Raw genomic sequence first — 19,773 nt, forward strand, 5'->3', positions numbered from 1 at the left:
CAGAGACACCCGACGCCACCATGTTTGAACTTCGCCTGATGGCGCCGGAAGACCGTGTCGAAATGCTCAGCGACGCGCTCGATGCACTCGACGCGCTGAGCGTGTCGGTGGAAGACGCCGATGCACAGACCGATGCCGAGCAGGCGCTGTTCGGCGAACCCGGCATGCCGCCTCCCAAGGAAGGCTGGCAGCGTTCCCGCGTGATCGCGTTGTTTGCCGACGAAGCACTCGCCGACGAGGCTGCGTCGGTGCTCGCGCTGCAGGATTTTTTTGAAGGCTGCGCAGTGCTCGGCGTTGCGCCGGTGCCCGAGCAGGACTGGGTGCGGCTCACGCAATCGCAATTTGCGCCGGTCGAGATCACGCCCGAATTCTGGATTGTGCCCACGTGGCACGAGCCGCCCGAACAGGCTAGGCAGGTGATCCGGCTAGACCCGGGGCTTGCCTTCGGTACCGGCACGCATCCCACCACGCGCATGTGCCTGCGCTGGATTGCGAAGCAGGGCGAAGGCGCGTTCGGCAACCAGCGTGTGCTCGACTACGGCTGTGGCTCGGGCATTCTTGCCATCGGCGCGGCAAAGTTCGGCGCACTCGATATCGATGCCGTCGACATCGACGAAGCAGCCGTTTCATCGACGCGCCTCAATGCCGAGGCCAATGGCGTACGCCTGAATGCCGGCTTGCCGGAAGCAGCCAAGGGCAACTACAACACGGTGCTCGCCAACATTCTCGCCACGCCGCTCAAGGTGCTTGCGCCCTTGCTGCGCAGCCACGTGGCGCCGGGCGGATCCCTGGTGCTCGCCGGCATTCTCGAGCGGCAGGCCGACGAGCTGAAGCAGGCCTATGCGCCTTATGCCGCGCTCGAGGTGAGCGACAGCGAGGATGGTTGGATCCTGATGACGGCGCGCTGCTGACCGGCGCGGCCAAGATTTTTCACCGCTGCGCATCGCTCGCGAGGCGGAGGGCCAACCCTACAATCGCCCGGTCATGAGCCTCGTCACGCGCTGCCCCGCCTGTGCCACCACCTTCAAGGTGGTGCGCGACCAGCTTCGCATTTCGGATGGCTGGGTGCGTTGCGGCCGTTGCAGCAATGTGTTCGATGCCACACTCGATCTGCACGAAGCACCAGACGGTGTGCCTGGCCCTGCAGCGCCGCCCCCGCCGCCTCAGCCTCCTGCAGAACCCGAGGCGCAACCGGGGCCCTCTGGCCAGAATTCGACACCGGCTGCGCACGCCGCATCGGAATCATCGAGCGTCACGGACGACGCGGATTTCTTCGACGACGACTCGGAGCATCAAGAATCTTTGGATGATGATGCCGGCTCAACGCCGCCTTCGGAGGCGATCGAACTCCTTCCGCCGGCGGAGCTCCCCGCGACAAGGCCTGCGTCTGCACCGCCAAGTGCGTCTGCTTCGGCAACCGGCTCCACTGAAGCGCCCGCTACCGCCTTCGTCTTGCCCGCGCACGGAATCGTTGCCGACGAGCTGTGGTCCGACTTCGAAGCCAACGAGCCCGAATGGCGACCGCCGGCAAGTTCGCTGCCGCCGTTTCCGAACATCGACCTGAATCTTGCGGCACCGCCTTCGCCGCCCCCACCCCCGCCGCCTCCACTGCCAGCCTTGCGCATCAAGGCGCGCGAAATGGCGGCATCCGCCAGCGTCGAAGACGAAAAGCACGAGGCGGCACAGGACCGCGACCAGGTGCAGATGCAAAAGGCGCTGCGCCGGGCTCGCATCAAGTCGGCCAAGATCGCGAGTGCCAAGGCACGCGACGAACGCAGCGCCGCAAAGGCGGCGGGCTCGATGGTGCGCGAGGCGAGCGAACTCGATGGAGATTCGGGTCCCTTGCCGCTCCCTGCGCCCCTTCATGAAGCGGACGATTCGGACAGGGTTCCTTTCTCTGGCGACGAAACGAGCGCGAACCGCGATGCCCCGGGCTTCTGGCAGCGCGGCCCCGTGCGGTTCGCGCTCTGGTTTTTGGCGGCGCTCGCAGCTCTGCTGTTTGTTGTGCAAGTCTTGCATCACGAGCGCGACGGCATCGTGGCTCGCCAGCCCAACTTGCGCCCGGCATTTGCCGCGATGTGCCGGTTGACCGGCTGCGAGCTCACGGCGTTGCGCCAGATCGGCGACATCGTGATCGAAGGTGCCGCCTTCGCGCGCGAGAAGACCGGCAACAACGACTACCGGCTCAGCTTTACCTTGCGCAATGGCGCGATGGTTCCGCTGGCCATGCCGGCCATCGAGCTTTCGCTGCTCGACACCCAGGAGCGTGCGGTGGTGCGCCGCGTACTCACGGCTTCAGACTACGGCGCGCCGTCGGTGCTTGCAGCGCGCTCCGACCAGGGCGCGTCGCTCCCGCTCACGCTGTCCGCAACAGAGTCGGCAGCGCTGCCGCCGATTGCCGGCTACCGCGTGGAAGCGTTCTATCCTTAGGCAGGGCTCGCGCCCGCGCCTTGTTCATTCATTCATCCACACCCTTCAACCAACGGCTCACCATGGCAGCAGTGATTTGCGGTTCCCTCGCGTTCGACACCATCATGACTTTCGAGGGCCGGTTTGCCGACCAGATCCTTCCGGACCAGCTGCACATTCTCAATGTGTCGTTCCTGGTGCCGGGCTTGCGGCGTGACTTTGGCGGCTGTGCCGGCAACATTGCCTACAGCCTCAATGCGCTGGGCGGCACGGCGTTGCCGATGGCCACGCTCGGAAGCGACGGGGCCGACTACCTGGAGCGCATGCGCACGCTGGGCATCAGCACCGAGTTCGTGCGCCAGCTCGAAGACACTTTCACCGCGCAGGCGATGATCATGAACGACGTCGACAACAACCAGATCACGGCGTTCCACCCCGGTGCGATGCAGCAGGCGCACCTCACGAAGATCGCCGCGCGCGAAGACATCCGCATCGGCATCATCGCGCCAGATGGCCGCGAGGCAATGCTGCAGCATGCGGAGCAGTTTGCCGCCGCCGGCATTCCGTTCGTATTCGATCCGGGCCAGGGCCTGCCGATGTTCGACGGCGAGGCGCTCAAGCACTTCATCGATCTGGCGAGTTGGGTGGTCGTCAACGACTACGAAGGAAAGATGCTTTCGCAGCGCACCGGCTGGAGCCTGGCCGAAATCTCGAAGCGGGTGCGCGGCCTGGTGGTCACATTAGCAGCGGAAGGCTGCGAGGTGTGGACCGACGGCGAGCGCGAACACGTGCCGGGCGTGACGCCGACCGCGGTGGTCGAACCCACCGGCTGCGGCGATGCATGGCGCGGCGGGCTGTTGTTTGGTCTTGAGAAGGATTGGCCGCTCGCGCAGTGCGCGGCTCTGGGCAACCGTATCGGTGCGCTCAAGATTGCACAGCGCGGACCGCAAAACTACCAGATCGACAAGAAGGCGCTGGGCCTCTGAGCATTTGCATGCCGCCTCCGTAGGCGGCGCGCATGAAAAAAGCCCGACACCGTGAGGTGCCGGGCTTTTTGCCGTCAAGGCCGCTGAGAAGCTCAGGGCTTGCTGGCCGTCGGAAACGGCCAGGCTGCCTGCGGGTTCAACGTCGTTTGCGCAGCAGGCGCTGCGGCAGGCGCTGCCTTTGCGGCCTTCTTTGCAGCAGGCTTCTTGGCAGCAGCAGCAGGCTTGGCAGCAGGCTTTTTCGCGGCTTTCTTGGCCGCAGCCTTTTTGGCAGGAGCCTTTTTGGCAGGAGCCTTCTTGGCGGCAGCCTTCTTCGCAGGGGCCTTCTTGGCAGCGGCCTTCTTCGCCGGAGCCTTCTTCGCCGCCGCCTTCTTGGCAGGAGCCTTCTTCGCTGCGGCCTTCTTTGCCGGAGCCTTCTTGGCAGCGGCCTTCTTTGCCGGAGCTGCCTTCTTGGCGGCTACCTTCTTCGCAGGCGCCTTCTTGGCGGCTACCTTCTTGGCCGGAGCCTTCTTCGCAGCTACCTTCTTGGCGGGAGCCTTCTTAGCGGCCGCGACCTTCTTTGCCGGAGCCTTCTTTGCAGCGGCTTTCTTAGCCGGCGCTTTCTTTGCAGTTGCCATTTCTATTTCTCCTTGATCAAGTTGAAAAAATCAACCTATTGAAGCACTCCGCGCACGTTGGTAGCGCAAAGCGATTCATGGCGTTGGAATCTGTGCTCCAGCACCATGAACACCTGAGCCCTCGTCCATGCCGCGCTCTTCGGCGCGATCGGTGGCAAGGGCAATTCTTGAATTCATTAATTCTTATCGGAAAGATTCAATCCCAGGAGAGCGCGCCACCCGACTGGTACTCGATCACGCGGGTCTCGAAGAAATTGCGCTCTTTCTTCAGGTCAATCATTTCGCTCATCCAGGGGAACGGGTTTTCTTCGTTCGGGAAGAGCGTTTCGAGGCCGATCTGCTGTGCACGCCGGTTGGCAATGTAGCGCAGGTAGCCCTTGAACATGGAGGCGTTCATGCCGAGCACACCGCGCGGCATGGTGTCTTCGGCGTATTTGTATTCGAGCTCGACGGCCTTCATGAAGAGGGCCTTGATCTCGGCCTTGAACTCGTTGGTCCAGAGGCCGGGGTTCTCGAGCTTGAGCTGGTTGATGAGGTCGATGCCGAAATTGCAGTGCATCGACTCGTCGCGCAGGATGTACTGGTACTGCTCGGCGGCGCCGGTCATCTTGTTCTGGCGGCCCAGTGCAAGGATTTGCGTGAAGCCGACGTAGAAGAAGAGGCCTTCCATCAGGCAGGCGAACACGATGAGCGACTTGAGCAGCGTCTGGTCGGTTTCGTGCGTGCCGGTCTTGAAGTGCGGGTCGCTGATGGCATCGATGAACGGGATCAGGAACTGGTCCTTCTCGCGGATCGAGGGCACTTCGTTGTAGGCGTTGAAGATCTCGCTCTCGTCCAGGCCGAGCGACTCGACGATGTACTGGTACGCGTGCGTGTGAATCGCTTCCTCGAAAGCCTGGCGCAGCAGGAACTGGCGGCATTCGGGCGCCGTGATGTGGCGATAGGTGCCCAGCACGATGTTGTTGGCGGCCAGCGAGTCAGCGGTCACGAAGAAGCCGAGATTGCGCTTGACGATGCGGCGCTCGTCTTCGGTCAGGCCGTTCGGGTCTTTCCACAACGCGATGTCGCGCGTCATGTTCACTTCTTGCGGCATCCAGTGGTTGGCGCAAGTGGCGAGGTATTTTTCCCAGGCCCACTTGTACTTGAACGGCACCAGCTGGTTGACGTCGGTCTGGCCGTTGATGATGCGCTTGTCGGAAGCCTTGACGCGCTGCGCTGCGATGGGGGCAGTGGGCTGTGCAATCGACGAAGTCGGAGCATCCACCGGTCGGCCTGCGGGCAAGCCGCTGGTCGATGCGTGGTGTTGCTGCAATCCTTGTTGCATATCCTTTGGTAAGGAGGGCTTGACTTCTTCGTCCCAGGTCAACATAGAAAAATCCAATGCTCAATTATCGGAGCAACGATGTGAGTTGCAAAGTGCTCGTTCACGTCGCGCTCCATTTATGTGGTTGTTATGTTGCTCTCATGCATCGCGCGATGTCAGTCAATGCCGTGATCGACTGAGGGTTCGCGCGTTGTGCATGGACCTCGCTCGCTTCACCGACGCGTCATTGGCATGCTTCGCAGGTCGGATCGTCCACACCGCAGAACGCGATGTCGGTTGCAGGGATCGCGTTCATCTGCGCCTTTGCTGCAGCAGCTGCGGCATCGAGTGCGCTCATGCCCGAAGGTGCATCGCTGCCCGACGACACCGCATTGAGACGGCCCGATTGCACGGTGGATTTTTCGGCGTGCGTGGCGCTCTGCGTGCGCAGGTAGTAGGTGGTCTTCAGGCCGCGCAGCCATGCGAGCTTGTAGGTGTCGTCGAGCTTCTTGCCCGATGCGCCGGCCATGTAGATATTGAGCGACTGTGCCTGGTCGATCCACTTCTGGCGGCGCGAGGCAGCCTCGACCAGCCAGGTGGTTTCCACTTCGAACGCGGTGGCGTAGAGCGCCTTCACGTCTTGCGGCACGCGGTCGATCGGACGCAGCGAACCGTCGAAGTGCTTCAGGTCCATCACCATCACGTCGTCCCACAGGCCCAGGCGCTTCAGGTCGCGCACCAGGTAGTGGTTGATCACGGTGAACTCGCCCGACAGGTTCGACTTGACCGACAGGTTGCCGAAGCAAGGCTCGATGGAGGCGTCGACGCCGATGATGTTCGAGATGGTTGCGGTCGGGGCGATGGCCACGCAGTTGGAGTTGCGCATGCCGTCGGCCTTGATCTTCTGGCGCAGCGCGTCCCAGTCGAGGGTGGCCGAGCGGTCGACCTCGACGTAGCCGCCGCGTGCCTTTTCAAGCAGGTCGAGCGTGTCGATCGGCAGGATGCCCTTGTCCCACAGCGAGCCCTTGTAGCTCGAGTACTTGCCGCGTTCCTTGGCCAGTTCGGTCGAAGCCCAGTAGGCGTGGTAGCAGATGGCTTCCATCGACTCGTCGGCAAACTGGACGGCCTCTTGCGAGGCGTAGGGAATGCGCAGTTCGTACAGCGCGTCCTGGAAGCCCATCAGGCCCAGTCCGACCGGACGGTGACGCAGGTTGGAGTCGCGCGCCTTCTTCACGGCGTAGTAGTTGATGTCGATCACGTTGTCGAGCATGCGCATCGCGGTCGAGATTGTCTTCTTGAGCTTTTCCTGGTCGACCTTGCCGTCCTTCAGGTGCTGCAGCAGGTTCACGGAACCCAGGTTGCAGACGGCGGTTTCGGTGTCGCTGGTGTTCAGCGTGATTTCGGTGCACAGGTTCGACGAGTGAACCACGCCGGCGTGCTGCTGCGGCGAGCGCACGTTGCAGGCGTCCTTGAACGTGATCCAGGGATGGCCGGTTTCGAACAGCATCGTGAGCATCTTGCGCCACAGGTCCGACGCCTGGATGGTGCGGGCGGGCTTGATCTCGCCGCGGGCTGCCTTTTCTTCGTAGGCGACGTAGGCCTTTTCGAAGTCGGCGCCGAACAGGTCGTGCAGGTCGGGCACGTTCGACGGCGAGAACAGCGTCCAGGTACCCTTTTCCATCACGCGGCGCATGAAGAGGTCGGGAATCCAGTTGGCCGTGTTCATGTCGTGCGTGCGGCGGCGGTCGTCGCCGGTGTTCTTGCGCAGTTCCAGGAACTCCTCGATGTCGAGGTGCCAGGTTTCAAGGTACGTGCAGACGGCGCCCTTGCGCTTCCCGCCCTGGTTCACCGCCACGGCGGTGTCGTTCACCACCTTGAGGAACGGCACCACGCCCTGCGATTCGCCGTTGGTGCCCTTGATGTGGCTGCCCAGTGCGCGCACGCGGGTCCAGTCGTTGCCCAGGCCGCCAGCAAACTTGGAGAGCAGCGCGTTTTCCTTGATCGACTCGTAGATGCCGTCCAGGTCGTCGGGCACGGTGGTCAGGTAGCAGCTGGACAGCTGCGAGCGCAGCGTGCCGGCGTTGAAGAGGGTGGGCGTGCTCGACATGAAGTCGAACGACGACAGCACTTCGTAGAACTCGATGGCGCGGGCTTCGCGGTCGATTTCGTTCAGCGACAGGCCCATGGCCACGCGCATGAAGAAAGCCTGCGGCAGCTCGATGCGCGACTTGCGCACGTGCAGGAAGTAGCGGTCGTAGAGCGTTTGCAGGCCGAGGTAGTCGAACTGGTTGTCGCGCTCGGCCTTGAGCGCCGCGCCCAGGCGGGGCAGGTCGTACTGCAGCAGCTTTTCGTCGAGGAGTTCGTTCTCGACACCCTTCTTGATGAACTGCGGAAAGTAGTCGGCGTAGGTTTGCGCGCGCTCGGCGGGCATGACTTCGCGGCCGATGATTTCCTTGAAGATCGTGTGCAGCAGGAGGCGGGCGGTGGCGAAGGTGTAGTCGGGGTCCTTCTCGATGAGCGTGCGGGCGGCCAGGATGGAGGCCTTGTACACCTCGTCGAGGGGCACGCCGTCGTACAGGTTGCGCATCGTCTCGGCGACGATCGGTGCGGCGCTGATGCTGTCGCCCAGGCCTTCGCAAGCAGATTCGATCAGGCCCTTGAGTTCGTTCAGGTCGAGCGCCACGCGCTCGCCGCCGTCCAGCACGTGCAGCAGCGGCGCGGCCGGCGCTTCTTGCGTGCCTTGCTTGGAGCGCTCTTGCGTCCGGCGTTCGCGGTACAGCACATAGGCGCGCGCAATTTCGTGGTGGCCGCCGCGCATCAGGCCGAGCTCGACCTGGTCTTGCACGTCTTCGATGTGGAAGGTGCCGCCGCCCGGACGCGAGCGGACCATGGCGCGGATCACGCCTTGCGTGAGGGCGTCGACCGTTTCACGCACGCTCGCCGATGCTGCGCCCTGGGTGCCATGCACCGCCAGGAAAGCTTTCATCATCGCGATGGCGATCTTGTTGGGTTCGAAGGGAACCACGGCGCCGTTGCGGCGGATGATCTGGTAGTGCGCGAGGTTCTGACCGGTGGGCGAGCCAGCAGTGTCTCGTTGCTGCTGCTGTGGCGTCGAGGGAACGGTACGCGGGGTCGATGGGGTGTTCAGGGCTGTTTGCATTCGCTTCCTCTCGGTATGGCAATTCTTGTTGGGTGGCAACGCTTGGCTGGCGTCGCGCCGGTACTTCATGACCGGACGGAGGACACTATATCTAGGGTGTGAAGCGTCTACAACCACTAGATGTAGTGTTTTTTGAGAGATTCAACACAGTGGCGTATTTGTTTGGGCGCCGCACTCGGCCAGCGATGCCCCATGAATACTGGCCTATGGTCGCGCAACCCGCGCGGGCTGTGGCTTGCAAGCGGATTTGGGCTTGCAAGGCGCATGGTTGCTGGAGGCACGCTCCAGATTTTAGAGATTGCTGCGGCGCAAGAACGCCGCATCGCATGCCGCCGACCGATTAAAAAAATTAGCGCTGCAGCACCTGATCGGGGAACATTCGCGGACTCCAGCCGAGTTGGCCGCGCAGCAATTGCCAATCGAAGCCCGCACCTGGATCCTGTTTGCGGCCCGGCGCAATGTGCTCGTGGCCCGCGATGTGCGCGATGGCGTAGTGCTGCGCAATCGCCGCGCAAAGGCTGGCCAGCGTTTCGTATTGCGCCTCGTCGAAGGTCAGGCCTTCCAAGCCTTCGAGTTCAATTCCGATCGAGTCGTCGTTGCAGTTTTCGCGGCCCCGCCAGCATGACCTGCCGGCATGCCAGGCGCGGTCGTCGCAACTCACGAACTGCCAGAGTTCGCCGTTGCGCCGCACATAGAAATGCGAGGAAACCTCGAGCCCGCGAATGGATTGGAAGTAGGGGTGCGCGTTCCAGTCGAGCTGATTGGTGAAGAGTTGCTGCACTGCATGGCCGCCATATTCGCCGGGCGGCAAACTGATGGAGTGCAGCACGATCAGATCGGTCTGGGCACCCGCGGGCCGCGATCCGAAATTCGGCGAGGGCAAGGCCTTTGCAAAGCGATACCAGCCGGCGCGCCAGAGGCCCTCGTCGCCGCTTGCGTTCGTCAGCGTTGCTTCAGTCGTCGGCATTGCTCGCGGTGCCTTCGTCGCCATTGGGCGTGGTGATGCCCAGCCGTGCGATGCGATAGCGAATCTGGCGCAGGCTCATGCCGAGCCGCGCGGCGGCCGCGGTGCGGTTGAAGCCGCTTTCATGCAGCGCGCGCACAAGGATTTCGCGCTCCTGCTGGTCGAGGTAGGCCTGCAGGTCGGACGGCAAGGGCGGCGGCGCGGTCTTGGGCTCCACCAACGTCGTGGGGGGCGGAGCCGCGACCGCGAGCGGATCGCCACCATCGTCGGATGGCGTTGAGGACGGCGACGACACAGGTGCAGCAGCAGAAGAAGCCGACGGCACCGAAGCCGCAAGGCCCGGAACGGCCGGCTGTCCGCCTCCCATCAGGTCCAGGTGCAATTCGTCGCCGTCGTTGAGCGCCACTGCGCGGTGCAGCAGGTTCTCGAGTTCGCGCACGTTGCCGTGAAGCGGATGCTGCGCAAGACGTTGCAGCAGCTCGGCGGAAAGATGCGGCACCGGCAGTCCGCCGTCATGGGCGATGCGCGCAAGCAACGCGGCGCAAAGCGCCGGCAGGTCTTCGCGCCGGTCGCGTAGCGCGGGCACTGCAATTTCGATCACGTTGAGCCGGTAAAAAAGATCCTGGCGGAAGCGGCCGGCGTTGACTTCTGCGTGCAGGTCCTTGTGGGTGGCGCTCACGATGCGCACGTCCACAGCGTCTTCCTGCGTAGAGCCGATGGAGCGCACGCTGCGCTCCTGGATTGCGCGCAGCAGCTTGGACTGCATTGCCAGCGGGAGGTCGCCGATCTCGTCGAGAAACAGTGTGCCGCCGCGCGCGGCCTGGAAGTAGCCGTCACGGTCTTGCGACGAGCCGGTGTACGAGCCCTTGCGCGCACCGAAGAATTCGGCCTCGAGAAGGTTCTCCGGAATTGCGCCGCAGTTGACCGCGACGAAGGGGCCGTCGCTGCGCTGGCTGCAGGCGTGCACGGCGCGTGCCACCAACTCTTTGCCGGTGCCCGATTCGCCGCGCACCAGCACGGGCGCCATGCCCCGCGCAACCTTGGCGATGCGCGACTTGACCAGGCGCATCGGCTCCGAGTTGCCCACCAGCCGTTCAAGCGCCGCCGTGCCGCCGCCTGGAACGGCAAGCGTGTCGCCGGCACGTTCGCCCTGCGCCACCGGTGCCGCTTTCGTGGCCTTGGCTGGCACGGCCTGCTGTGCTTGCACGGCCGATGCGACCACGGCACGAAACTGCTTCAGGTCGACAGGCTTGGTCAGGTAGTCGAAGGCGCCGGCCTTCAGCGCCTCGACCGCGTTCTCGGCGGAACCGTAGGCCGTCATCACCACGCAGCGTTCGGTGCGCTGGTCTTTCTGTATGCGGTGGATGATTTCCATGCCTTGGCCGTCAGGCAGCCGCATGTCTGTAATCACCGCATCGAATTGGCCGGCTTCCAGGTGCTCCCAGGCTTCCGAAACGCTGCCTGCGGCTTCCACGCGGTAGCCTTCGCGCAGCAGCGTGAGTTCGTAGAGCGTGCGCAGGTCGGGTTCGTCGTCGATGACGAGGATGTTGGCCGGGCGCTGCAGGGAAGGAGGGGTGGGAGTGCTCACGGCGCTATTGTGTCAGCCGGTTTTCGCTGGGGGCGAAGCTCACGAAGAATTCGTTGCCCTCGGGGCCGCCCGCCACAAGCGCCCGGCGCTCGTAGCCGATGGTGGCGCCATGCCGCCTGCACAGTTCGCGGCACAAGAACAGGCCGAGCCCGCTCGATCGGCTTTCGGACGAGAAGAACGGCTCGAACAAATGGCGCTGCACCGCCGGTTCCAGGGGTGCGCCGTCGCTCCACACTTGCAGGCTCGGGCGGGCTGAGCTGCCGCGCTGCATGGTGGTGACGACCTGGATGGAGCCCTCGCGCTTGCCGGCATAGCGCGCCGCGTTGTCCAGCAGGTTCACGAGCAGGCGGCGCAGGTGCTCGACGTCGAAGCGCACTTCGCTCTCGGCGGCATCGAGCGTGATCAGGACGCCCTGGCGCTGCGTCTGGCGCACCCACTCTTCGGCGAGCGCGCGCACCGCGGGGTCGAGCGCGACCTGTTCGCCGAGCGAAAGCACGCGTTGCTGGCGTGCCCGCGAAACGTCGAGCACGTCGTCCACGATGCGCGCGAGCCGCTGTGCGTTGTGCTGCACCATGCTGGTCAGCTTGCGGTGCGCCGGGTCGGTCAGGTCTTCGTTGAGCAGTGCGCTGGCCTGCGTGATGGCGGCCAGCGGATTGCGGATTTCGTGCGCCACCGCGGCCGACATGCGGCCCATTGCCGCCAGCTTTTCGGTGCGGATGCGGGCCTCTATTTCGCGCAGGTCTTGCAGGAACATCACGCACAGGCTGTCCACGCGCTGGTCGCTGGTGGGCGTGAGCCGCGTGCGCACCCGCACTTCGCGCGCCGCCCCCCGCGCTTGCGCCACCGGGATTTCTTCGGACTGCGGTGCGCGGCGCGCGAAGGTCTGGCGCGCCAGCGCAGCAAGCGCGTGCCATGCGGGCTGCGTGTGCAATGCGAACGGAAGAGGGAGCTTTGCCAGGCCTTGGCCCAGGATGGCATCGGCTGCCGGATTGGCCGCATACACCATGCCTTCCGCGTCGATCACCAGCACGCCCTCGCTCAGCGTTTCGATCACCAGGTCGTTCACCTGCGCCTGCATCTGCGCGCTGCTGCGGTTGCGCAGCGCCGTTTCTTCTTCGCGTGCCAGCCGGCGCGCGAGCTCGTGCGCCAGCAGCGCCACCACGAAAAGGCCGGTGCCGGTGAGCGCCGCCTGCACGAATCGCGTGGAGGAATCGCCGGGCTGCTGAAGCCAATGCCAGCCTGCGTCCGCCAGCAGCAGCAGCGTGACGGTGGCCGTGGTGCCGAGGCCCACTGTCACCGTTCCGAGCACCGCGCTCATGAGCACCGGCAGTGCGAACAGCGGCGTGTAGTTGATATTGCCGCCCTGCAGCACCTGGAGCGCAGTGAAGGTGCCCAGGTCGACGCCGATGGTGACGAACCACAGCGCCGCAAAGCCGCGGATGGGCGGCGTGAAATGCGCGTAGCGCGCACCCAGCCAGCTGGCGGCCAGGTAACCCGCCGAAAGCGCAATGGCCAGCGGCTGCATCGTCTGGCCGAGTGCCAGGGCCACGCCCTGCAGCAGCACAAGTACCAGTGCCACGAAGCAGCGCGCCGCCATGAAGCCGCGCCATAGCCGCAGCAGCGCAGCGCTTTCGCTTCGGCCCGGTTCGAGCACGTCCCAGTCGGTGGTGATGGCCTCGGCGCGCGACCAGAGGGACGAGCTCATGGAAGCGAACCCCGTTCAGCCGCGTTCGGCGGCTTCACGGTGCGCGGCACTGCAGTACACCGCGTCGCCCGGGCCGCCGAGCGCATCGCTTGCAGGCAGGTGCAAGCCGCAATGGGCGCAGCGCAGCATTGCCTGGGGCGGCGCCGGTGCGGCGGGCTGGCGCTGGGCGCGGGCTGCTTTTTCGCGTTGGGCGTCGCGCATTTCTTCACGGCGGTTCTTGCGCCAAAGCCAGATTGCCACCCACAGCACCGCGAGAACCAGCAGGTATTTCATGCCGTGCCGCGCGCCAGCACCACTTCGAGCACAAAGCGCGAACCCACATAGGCCAGCAGCAAAAGGGCAGAGCCGGCATACAGCACGCGGCGTGCCGTGCGGCCGCGCCAGCCGAAGCGAATGCGCCCCACCAGGAGCACGGCAAAACTCATCCACGCCAGCACCGAGAACACGGTCTTGTGATCCCACTTCCAGGCGCGGACGGTGGCGCCGTACAGGGTTTCGCTGAACAGCAGTCCCGCGAGCAATGTGGCGGAAAGCAGCACGAAGCCCGCTGTGACAAAGCGGAAGGTAAGCCGTTCAAGCGTGAGCAGCGGCACGCCCGCTTGCGGTTCGGTGGCGAGGCGAATCTGTTTTTCGGCCCGCGTGATCAACCACGCATGCACCACCGCGGCGCCGAACAATCCATACGAGGCGATGCCCAGCGCAAGGTGGAGCGGCAACCAGGGCGACGCCGAAACATGCAGCGGCGTACCGGGAAACATGACCGCCAGCAGCACGGCGGCCGCGCCCAGCCAGGCCAAGACCCGACGAACCTTCAGCTGCGGGTACATACGGCTTTCGACCGCGTAGACGGTGAGCACCAGCCATGCCGTGACCGAGAGAGCCGGCGCAAAGCCGAACCTGGGCTCGCGGCCAATGAGGCCGTGGGCCAGCACCGCGGCGTGCAGCAGCCAGGCGAGCCCCAAGGCCCACTGGGTGGCTTTTCGGCTCAGGCGGGCACCCGCGGCGGCGGCAAATCCGTAGGCAGCCGCGGTGGCGATGCCCAGCGCCACGGCAAGTGGGGAGGGGATCGCTAAAATCATTGCAGGAGTGTAATAGGCTCGCCCCCCGTCTTCGCGCAGTTCGTGGCGCGTCGCCAACCCCCTCCAGGGGACAACGGGGACCACACCTGCGGCCCGGCACTCAAATCAGTTACGACTTTCCAATGACCCGCCGCGGCGGGCAGCAAGGCATCCCTTTCATGGCCACCGCCCTCTCAGAAAAGTTCTCCCGCCTCGTCAAGACGATGAGCGGCCAGGCGCGCATTACCGAAAGCAACGTGCAGGACATGCTGCGCGAGGTGCGAATGGCGCTGCTCGAGGCCGACGTGGCGCTGCCGGTGGTGCGCGACTTCGTTGCCCGCGTGAAGGAAAAGTCGCTCGGCCAGGAAGTGCTGGGTTCGCTCAAGCCGGGCCAGGCGCTGGTGGGCATCGTCAATCGCGAACTCGCCGCCACCATGGGCGAGGGCGTGTCCGACATCAATCTTGCGGCCCAGCCGCCCGCGGTGATCCTGATGGCCGGCCTGCAGGGCGCGGGCAAGACCACCACCACCGCCAAGCTGGCCAAGCACCTGATCGAAAAGCGCAAGAAGAAGGTGCTCACTGTGTCGGGCGACGTATATCGCCCGGCCGCCATCGAGCAGCTCAAGATGGTGACCAGGCAGGCAGGGGCCGAATGGTTTCCGAGCACACCGGACCAGAAGCCGCTCGACATTGCACGCGCCGCACTCGACCATGCCAAGCGCCATTTCTTCGATGTGCTGCTGGTCGACACCGCCGGCCGCCTGGCCATCGACGAAGTGCTCATGACAGAGATCAAGCAGCTGCATGGCGCGCTCGATCCCGTCGAGACGCTGTTCGTGGTCGATGCCATGCAGGGCCAGGACGCGATCAACACGGCCAAGGCGTTCAAGGACGCGTTGCCGCTCACCGGCATCATCCTGACCAAGACCGACGGCGATTCGCGCGGCGGTGCGGCGTTGTCGGTGCGGCAGGTCACAGGCGTGCCCATCAAGTTTGCAGGCACCAGCGAGAAGATCGACGGCCTGGAGGTGTTCGACGCCGAGCGCCATGCCGGGCGCATCCTGGGCATGGGCGACATCGTTGCGCTGGTCGAGCAGGTCACGGCCGGCGTCGACGTGGCGGCGGCGCAGAAGCTCGCGGCCAAGGTCAAGAGCGGCGCGGGCTTCGACCTGAACGACTTCCTCGGCCAATTGCAGCAGATGAAGCAGATGGGCGGCCTCTCCAGTCTCATGGACAAGCTGCCGCAGCAGATGGCCGCAAAGGCGACCGAAGCCGACATGACCCGTGCCGAGCGCGACATCCGCCGCAAGGAAGGGATCATCCAGAGCATGACGCCGCTGGAACGCCGCAAGCCCGAACTGCTCAAGGCCACGCGCAAGCGCCGCATTGCGGCCGGCGCCGGCGTGCAGGTTCAGGAAGTGAACCGCCTGCTCAACGAGTTCGAGCAGATGCAGGGCATGATGAAGAAGATGAAGGGCGGCGGCCTCATGAAGATGATGAAGCGCATGGGTGGCATGAAGGGCATGGGCGGGATGGGTGGCCCGGGCGGGCCCAAGCTGCCGTTCTGAGCCCCACACATATATATAGATAGATAGAAGCCCGCCGGAGGATGCTCCGGCGGCCTTCGTCATTTCAGGTCTGCACGTCGTAGACCGTCGCGTGCGCCTCCACGGGCGCCGGCAGCTCCCAGCGATGCAGCATTCGCTCGATGCCTGCGTTCGACAACGTTGTGTCGCGCTCGCGGTTGCGGCGCATCAGCTCGGGATGCGGCACCTCCAGGTACACCAGTTCGATCCGGGCGTGATACGCCCAGAGCAGGTCCAGCGTCTTGGTACGCATCTGCTGGCTCAGGTGCGTGGCATTCCAGACGAAGCGCTCCTGCTTGCGCAGCAGCGCCTTGGCCCCATCGACTGCATGGTGCGCGGCCAGCCCGTCGTTCTCGCCGTGCTTCAACCCCAGTTCGGCACGTGCATCGTCGAATGACACCACCGGCCAGCCCTTGCGGTGCTGCGCCACCCAGTGGTTCTTGCCGCTCGCGGGCAGGCCGCACATTACCGTTACCTGCGAACCCGCGGTCTGGAACAACGGGTAGTCTGGACTGGTGTCCGCGCCACGGAAGTAAGCCAGCCGCGTATGGGCATCGGCCATCTGGCGAGGGCCTTCCCAGCCGCCTTCTTCCCGGGCCAGTTCCTCGAAAAGCGCGATGTCGGCCATGCTGTCTGCTCGCTTCTCGTAGTGGCGCCCGAGCATGTCGCAGCGGGCCACGCAGCACAGGTCGGGCAGGCTCAGTTCCCACGAGAGCTTGTGCACCAGCCACTCGGGCCGCACCCCCTTGCGCGAGGCAAAGGCATGGAACGGCAGTTGGTGCACCGCGATGATCCGGCATACGGCTTCGCGCAGCGCGAACGGCACGCGGGCCCTCCACATCAGCACGCGCACATCGACCGAACCGCGGCGCGAATGGCCGGGCTGGCCGATGCGGCCGCTGGCTTCGTCGATCACCGTGGTGTCGGGCTTGGCGATGTCGTGCAGCAGGCAGGCCATGAACAGCACGAAACGGCCGTCGGGGCCGGCGCGCTGGTAGTGCGCATCCTGCAGCAGCGCGTCGAGCACCATGCGCGTGTGGATGCCGACGTTGCCTTCGGCGTGGTAGTACGGGTCTTGCGGCGTCTCTTCGAGGCGCAGCAGGGCCGGCAGCAGTTCGCAGCACTGCCGCCAGTCGGTGCCTTTGCCAGGTGCGGGCACCAGGGCGCACAAGTCGTCGTAGGTCATCGCGTCCTCCCGGTAATTGCGAGTTCGGCCGGAGAGTGCAAGGTGCGCAGTCCCAGGTCTTGCCATGTGGTTGTTGGCGTGGGGGCATACGGGTCCACGCCTGCCGCCAGTCGATTGGGCAGCACTGGCCGGCGGCTGTGGTGCGAGCCCGAGTCGAGGATGGTCTGCACGAAATCAGGGCGCACCCACTTGTAGCGGCCAGTCACCTCGCCCTGCGATTCGGTCTTGAGGTACAGGCCCTCGGCCAGGTCGGACAGGTCGGTCTGTTGCCGCACGAGGTCGAGCGGCTGGCCTTCCTGCATCACGGCGTGTTCGAAGGCCGCTTTCCAGTCGGCACTGCGCGCGAGCGATGGTCGTACGAGGGAGCGCAGTGCTTTCGCCTGGCGCGGCATCTCGCCTTCGTAGAGCACCGGCACCGAAATGACCGGGCTGCCGTCGAGCAGCGCGTGCCGCGCCGGTGTCGACAGGAAGCACTGCCGCCGCCGGTGGTAGAGGTCGAACTCCAAGAAGAACGCGGGTAGCCGGTCGTACCAGCAGCTGTGCTTTGCAAAGCACCACTCGCCGTACATCACGTAGCGGTCTTCGAGCCGTTCGAGCAGCGTTGGCTCGTGCGCGGCGGCCCAGTGCTTGAACAGGTTGAACTGGCGCTCGCTGGCGCCGCCCGCGAGATAGTGACCACGCGACTGCAGCAGCAGTTCACCCCCGGAGGTGAACGACACGGCCGCATTGGCGCCATCGAGCTTTTCCTCGATGACCACATGCTGGCCCTGCAGCGCGGACAACGGCGTCTGGCCATCGTCGGCGTCGCCGACCTGCAAGCGCGAGCCTTCCAGATGCGCAGTACGCGGGTACTTGAGCAGTGGAACGGATGAAAGGGAAGAGAGAGGGAACACGTTGTTCTCCAGATGCAAATCAGGAAGAACCGACAACGTGCGGGAGCGAAGCTGGAAGAGAGATCGACTCGGCGGCTGAAGCGGGCCGTGTCTGGTCAGTGAGGGAACGCAGCCAGGCGCCCGACATGACCAGCGAGTGGTGTGTTGTCGGCGTCAGAGGGTGGTGACGGCGAATCGGGGCACTTGGCGCTCCAGGGGATCGAGGGATCCGTAGGTTGAAAAACGAAGGCGCGATTCTAGCCACGCACCATGAAAAAAGCCGGCCTTGAGGCCGGCTTTTTTTCGAGGCTGTGTCTTCAGCGCATCAGGCCGTGGCCAGAGCCGCTGGGCGCGCAAGGCGCACCGCATGCATCCACGCGCGGCGCAGCACGGCCGGCGAACGCGATTCCTCGGGAATCAGCAGGAAGCCGCGGTCACGCAGCGACGTGCCCAGAGCGATCTGGCTGGTCAGCACCGTGAGCGGAATTGCCAGCAGCAGCGGCAGGCCCACTGGCATGAGCCAGATGAGGGCGCTCGGGTCGATCATTGCCACGCCCAGGGCCAGCGCGCCGACCACGATGCTCATGGGAGCGAGTTGCGACACGGCAACCTTCCACGGCACGGCAGCGGCTTCGCGGGGGGGCGACTTCCAGTCGAGCTTGATGCCGGTGAGGGCGACCAGCACGAACAGCGAGTGAGCCAGCATGCGGACCGGCGCTTGCACGATGGCAAGGCCGCTCTCGAGCACCGAGCTCTTCACCAGGCCCCACAGGCCGCCGTACTGGCGTTGCTCGCCGCGCATCAGCACTGCGGCAATGCCGAGCACACGGGGCAGGAACAACAGGCACAGGGTCCAGACCCACAGGCCGGCCAGTTCCGCCGGCAGCACGCTCCAGCTGGAGATAAGGCTGGAGCCGCTCAGCCACAGCGCGGTGCCCAGCGTCAGGAACGCGAGCCACAGCGGTGCCGAGACATACGCCATGGTGCCGGTCACGAACATTGCGCGGTGCACCGGGTGAATGCCGGGCTCGGCCATCAGGCGGGCGTTCTGCAGGTTGCCCTGGCACCAGCGGCGATCGCGCTGCAGTTCGGCCAGCAGGTCTGGCGGTTGCTGTTCGTAGCTGCCGACCAGGTCGGCGCACAGCCACACGTTGTAGCCGGCGCGGCGCATCAGCGCGGCTTCGACGAAGTCGTGCGACATGATGCCGCCCGACATGCCGCCGGTGCCCTTGATGGGGGCCAGCGCGCAATGCTTCATGAAGGGCTCGACGCGGATGATGGCGTTGTGGCCCCAGTAGTGCGATTCGCCCAGTTGCCAGAACTGCATGCCCAGCGTGAACAGGCGGCCGGTCACGCGGGAGGCGAATTGCTGCGCGCGGGCATGCAGCGTCACGTGGCCGATGGCCTGCGTGGCGGTCTGGATGATGCCGGCGGTCGGGTTGGCTTCCATCAGCTTGACCATGGAGGTCAGGCAGTCGCCGCTCATCACGGAGTCGGCGTCCAGCACCACCATGTAGCGGTAGTCCTTGCCCCAGCGGCGGCAGAAGTCGGCCACGTTGCCGGCCTTGCGGTGCGTGCGGCGGGTGCGCAGGCGGTAGTACACCTCGACCTGCGGCTGGTTGGGGCTGTCAGCCAGTGCGGTGCGAAGGTCTTCCCAGGCAGCGCGCTCGGCGGCGGCGGTTTCGGGGTTGTAGCTGTCGGACAGCACGAACACATCGAACTGCTTGGCGTGGCCGGTGGCCGCGACCGATTCGCAGGTGGCGCGCAGGCCGGCGAACACCGTGGCAACGTCTTCGTTGCAGATCGGCATGATGATCGCGGTGCGTGCCTCGGGGTTCATCGGGTGGTTGGCCACCTGCTTGACCGAAAGTGCATGCTTGTCACCGCGCACCGAGACATAAAAGCCCATGAGCGCCGTGACGAAGCCGGTGACGACCCAGCCCGAAAGCAGGCCGTACAGGCCGATCTGGCCGTATTCGAGCCAGATGTTGTCGTAGTCGGGCTGCACGCCGGCAAATAGCGAAGACGCGATCACGGTGCTCAGCAGCGTGAGCGCCATGAAGGCGAAGCGGCGTTGTGCCGCGGCGCGCTGCCACGGCTGCTTGACCTGTGCGCCGGCTTCGGCGGTTTCGGTTTCAGGCTTGCCGCCGGCGCCGAGCTTGACCAGCAAGGCGGTGCCGATGCTGTTCCAGAAGCCGCGCCAGGGGCGCGGCGCCATGGAGCCGCGGTTGACCGGCGGAGCGGTCACGGAATTGGGATGGCGTTCTTCGCGCACCGGGCTGCGGTGCGAAAAGTCGGCTTCGGTCAGCACGTTCAGTTGGGAGAAGTCGTTCGGCTTCATG

15 protein-coding genes are annotated in these 19,773 nt (G+C 65.0%); 4 read left to right on the top strand and 11 right to left on the bottom strand.

The annotated features are described in order from the left end of the window. Positions 1-20 precede the first annotated feature (20 nt). From prmA to J2X67_RS14625, 3 genes are all read left to right on the top strand, one after another. Complete coding sequence (gene prmA / locus J2X67_RS14615) at positions 21-911, top strand: 50S ribosomal protein L11 methyltransferase (protein ID WP_309954007.1); 891 nt, start codon at positions 21-23, stop codon at positions 909-911. A 73-nt stretch (positions 912-984) separates the two neighbouring features. Next, complete coding sequence (locus tag J2X67_RS14620) at positions 985-2,430, top strand: zinc-ribbon and DUF3426 domain-containing protein (RefSeq protein ID WP_309954008.1); 1,446 nt, start codon at positions 985-987, stop codon at positions 2,428-2,430. 62 nt (positions 2,431-2,492) lie between these two features. Beyond that, positions 2,493-3,395: a carbohydrate kinase family protein gene (locus J2X67_RS14625; RefSeq protein ID WP_309954009.1), complete on the top strand. Its 903-nt coding sequence runs from the start codon at positions 2,493-2,495 to the stop codon at positions 3,393-3,395. 92 nt (positions 3,396-3,487) lie between these two features. Here the strand turns inward: J2X67_RS14625 and J2X67_RS14630 are convergent, their stop codons facing one another. The 8 genes from J2X67_RS14630 to J2X67_RS14665 form a co-directional block, all read right to left on the bottom strand. Further along, positions 3,488-4,009, bottom strand: coding sequence for a histone H1-like DNA-binding protein (locus J2X67_RS14630; RefSeq protein ID WP_309954010.1), 522 nt, complete (start codon positions 4,007-4,009; stop codon positions 3,488-3,490). A gap of 196 nt (positions 4,010-4,205) precedes the next feature. Continuing rightward, on the bottom strand, positions 4,206-5,378 hold the full coding sequence (locus J2X67_RS14635; RefSeq protein WP_309954011.1) for a ribonucleotide-diphosphate reductase subunit beta: 1,173 nt from the start codon (positions 5,376-5,378) through the stop codon (positions 4,206-4,208). 178 nt (positions 5,379-5,556) lie between these two features. Further along, positions 5,557-8,472, bottom strand: a complete 2,916-nt coding sequence (locus J2X67_RS14640) for a ribonucleoside-diphosphate reductase subunit alpha (RefSeq protein WP_309954012.1) — start codon at positions 8,470-8,472, stop codon at positions 5,557-5,559. Positions 8,473-8,821: 349 nt separating this feature from the next. Next, positions 8,822-9,439, bottom strand: coding sequence for a 1,6-anhydro-N-acetylmuramyl-L-alanine amidase AmpD (gene ampD, locus J2X67_RS14645; protein ID WP_309954013.1), 618 nt, complete (start codon positions 9,437-9,439; stop codon positions 8,822-8,824). Continuing rightward, positions 9,426-11,024 (bottom strand): sigma-54-dependent transcriptional regulator, encoded by a 1,599-nt coding sequence (locus J2X67_RS14650; protein WP_409050497.1) that lies wholly within the window; start codon positions 11,022-11,024, stop codon positions 9,426-9,428. Before J2X67_RS14650 ends, ampD begins: the two co-directional genes overlap by 14 nt. A gap of 4 nt (positions 11,025-11,028) precedes the next feature. Further along, on the bottom strand, positions 11,029-12,729 hold the full coding sequence (locus J2X67_RS14655; RefSeq protein ID WP_309954014.1) for an ATP-binding protein: 1,701 nt from the start codon (positions 12,727-12,729) through the stop codon (positions 11,029-11,031). Between the two features lie 15 nt (positions 12,730-12,744). After that, the gene (locus J2X67_RS14660) at positions 12,745-13,002 is read right to left on the bottom strand and encodes a PP0621 family protein (protein ID WP_309954015.1); all 258 of its coding nucleotides are present in this window, start codon (positions 13,000-13,002) and stop codon (positions 12,745-12,747) included. Then, on the bottom strand, positions 12,999-13,808 hold the full coding sequence (locus tag J2X67_RS14665) for a cytochrome c biogenesis protein CcsA (protein WP_309954016.1): 810 nt from the start codon (positions 13,806-13,808) through the stop codon (positions 12,999-13,001). Before J2X67_RS14665 ends, J2X67_RS14660 begins: the two co-directional genes overlap by 4 nt. A gap of 158 nt (positions 13,809-13,966) precedes the next feature. Between J2X67_RS14665 and ffh the strand changes: the two genes are divergently transcribed. Beyond that, a complete protein-coding gene (gene ffh, locus J2X67_RS14670; RefSeq protein WP_281147958.1) occupies positions 13,967-15,355 on the top strand; it encodes a signal recognition particle protein in 1,389 nt (462 codons plus the stop codon). A gap of 64 nt (positions 15,356-15,419) precedes the next feature. On the opposite strand, the gene J2X67_RS14675 is transcribed toward ffh, so the two are convergent. The 3 genes from J2X67_RS14675 to mdoH form a co-directional block, all read right to left on the bottom strand. Beyond that, positions 15,420-16,559, bottom strand: coding sequence for an AAA family ATPase (locus J2X67_RS14675; RefSeq protein ID WP_309954017.1), 1,140 nt, complete (start codon positions 16,557-16,559; stop codon positions 15,420-15,422). Then, positions 16,556-17,452, bottom strand: coding sequence for an RNA ligase family protein (locus J2X67_RS14680; RefSeq protein WP_309954018.1), 897 nt, complete (start codon positions 17,450-17,452; stop codon positions 16,556-16,558). The genes J2X67_RS14675 and J2X67_RS14680 overlap by 4 nt, the downstream gene beginning before the upstream one ends. 304 nt (positions 17,453-17,756) lie before the next feature. Continuing rightward, positions 17,757-19,772 (bottom strand): glucans biosynthesis glucosyltransferase MdoH, encoded by a 2,016-nt coding sequence (gene mdoH, locus J2X67_RS14685; RefSeq protein WP_309954019.1) that lies wholly within the window; start codon positions 19,770-19,772, stop codon positions 17,757-17,759. Between the last annotated feature and the right edge of the window lies 1 nt (position 19,773).

The organism is Variovorax sp. 3319 (assembly GCF_031456585.1).
GTDB classification, from domain to species: domain Bacteria; phylum Pseudomonadota; class Gammaproteobacteria; order Burkholderiales; family Burkholderiaceae_C; genus Variovorax; species Variovorax paradoxus_P.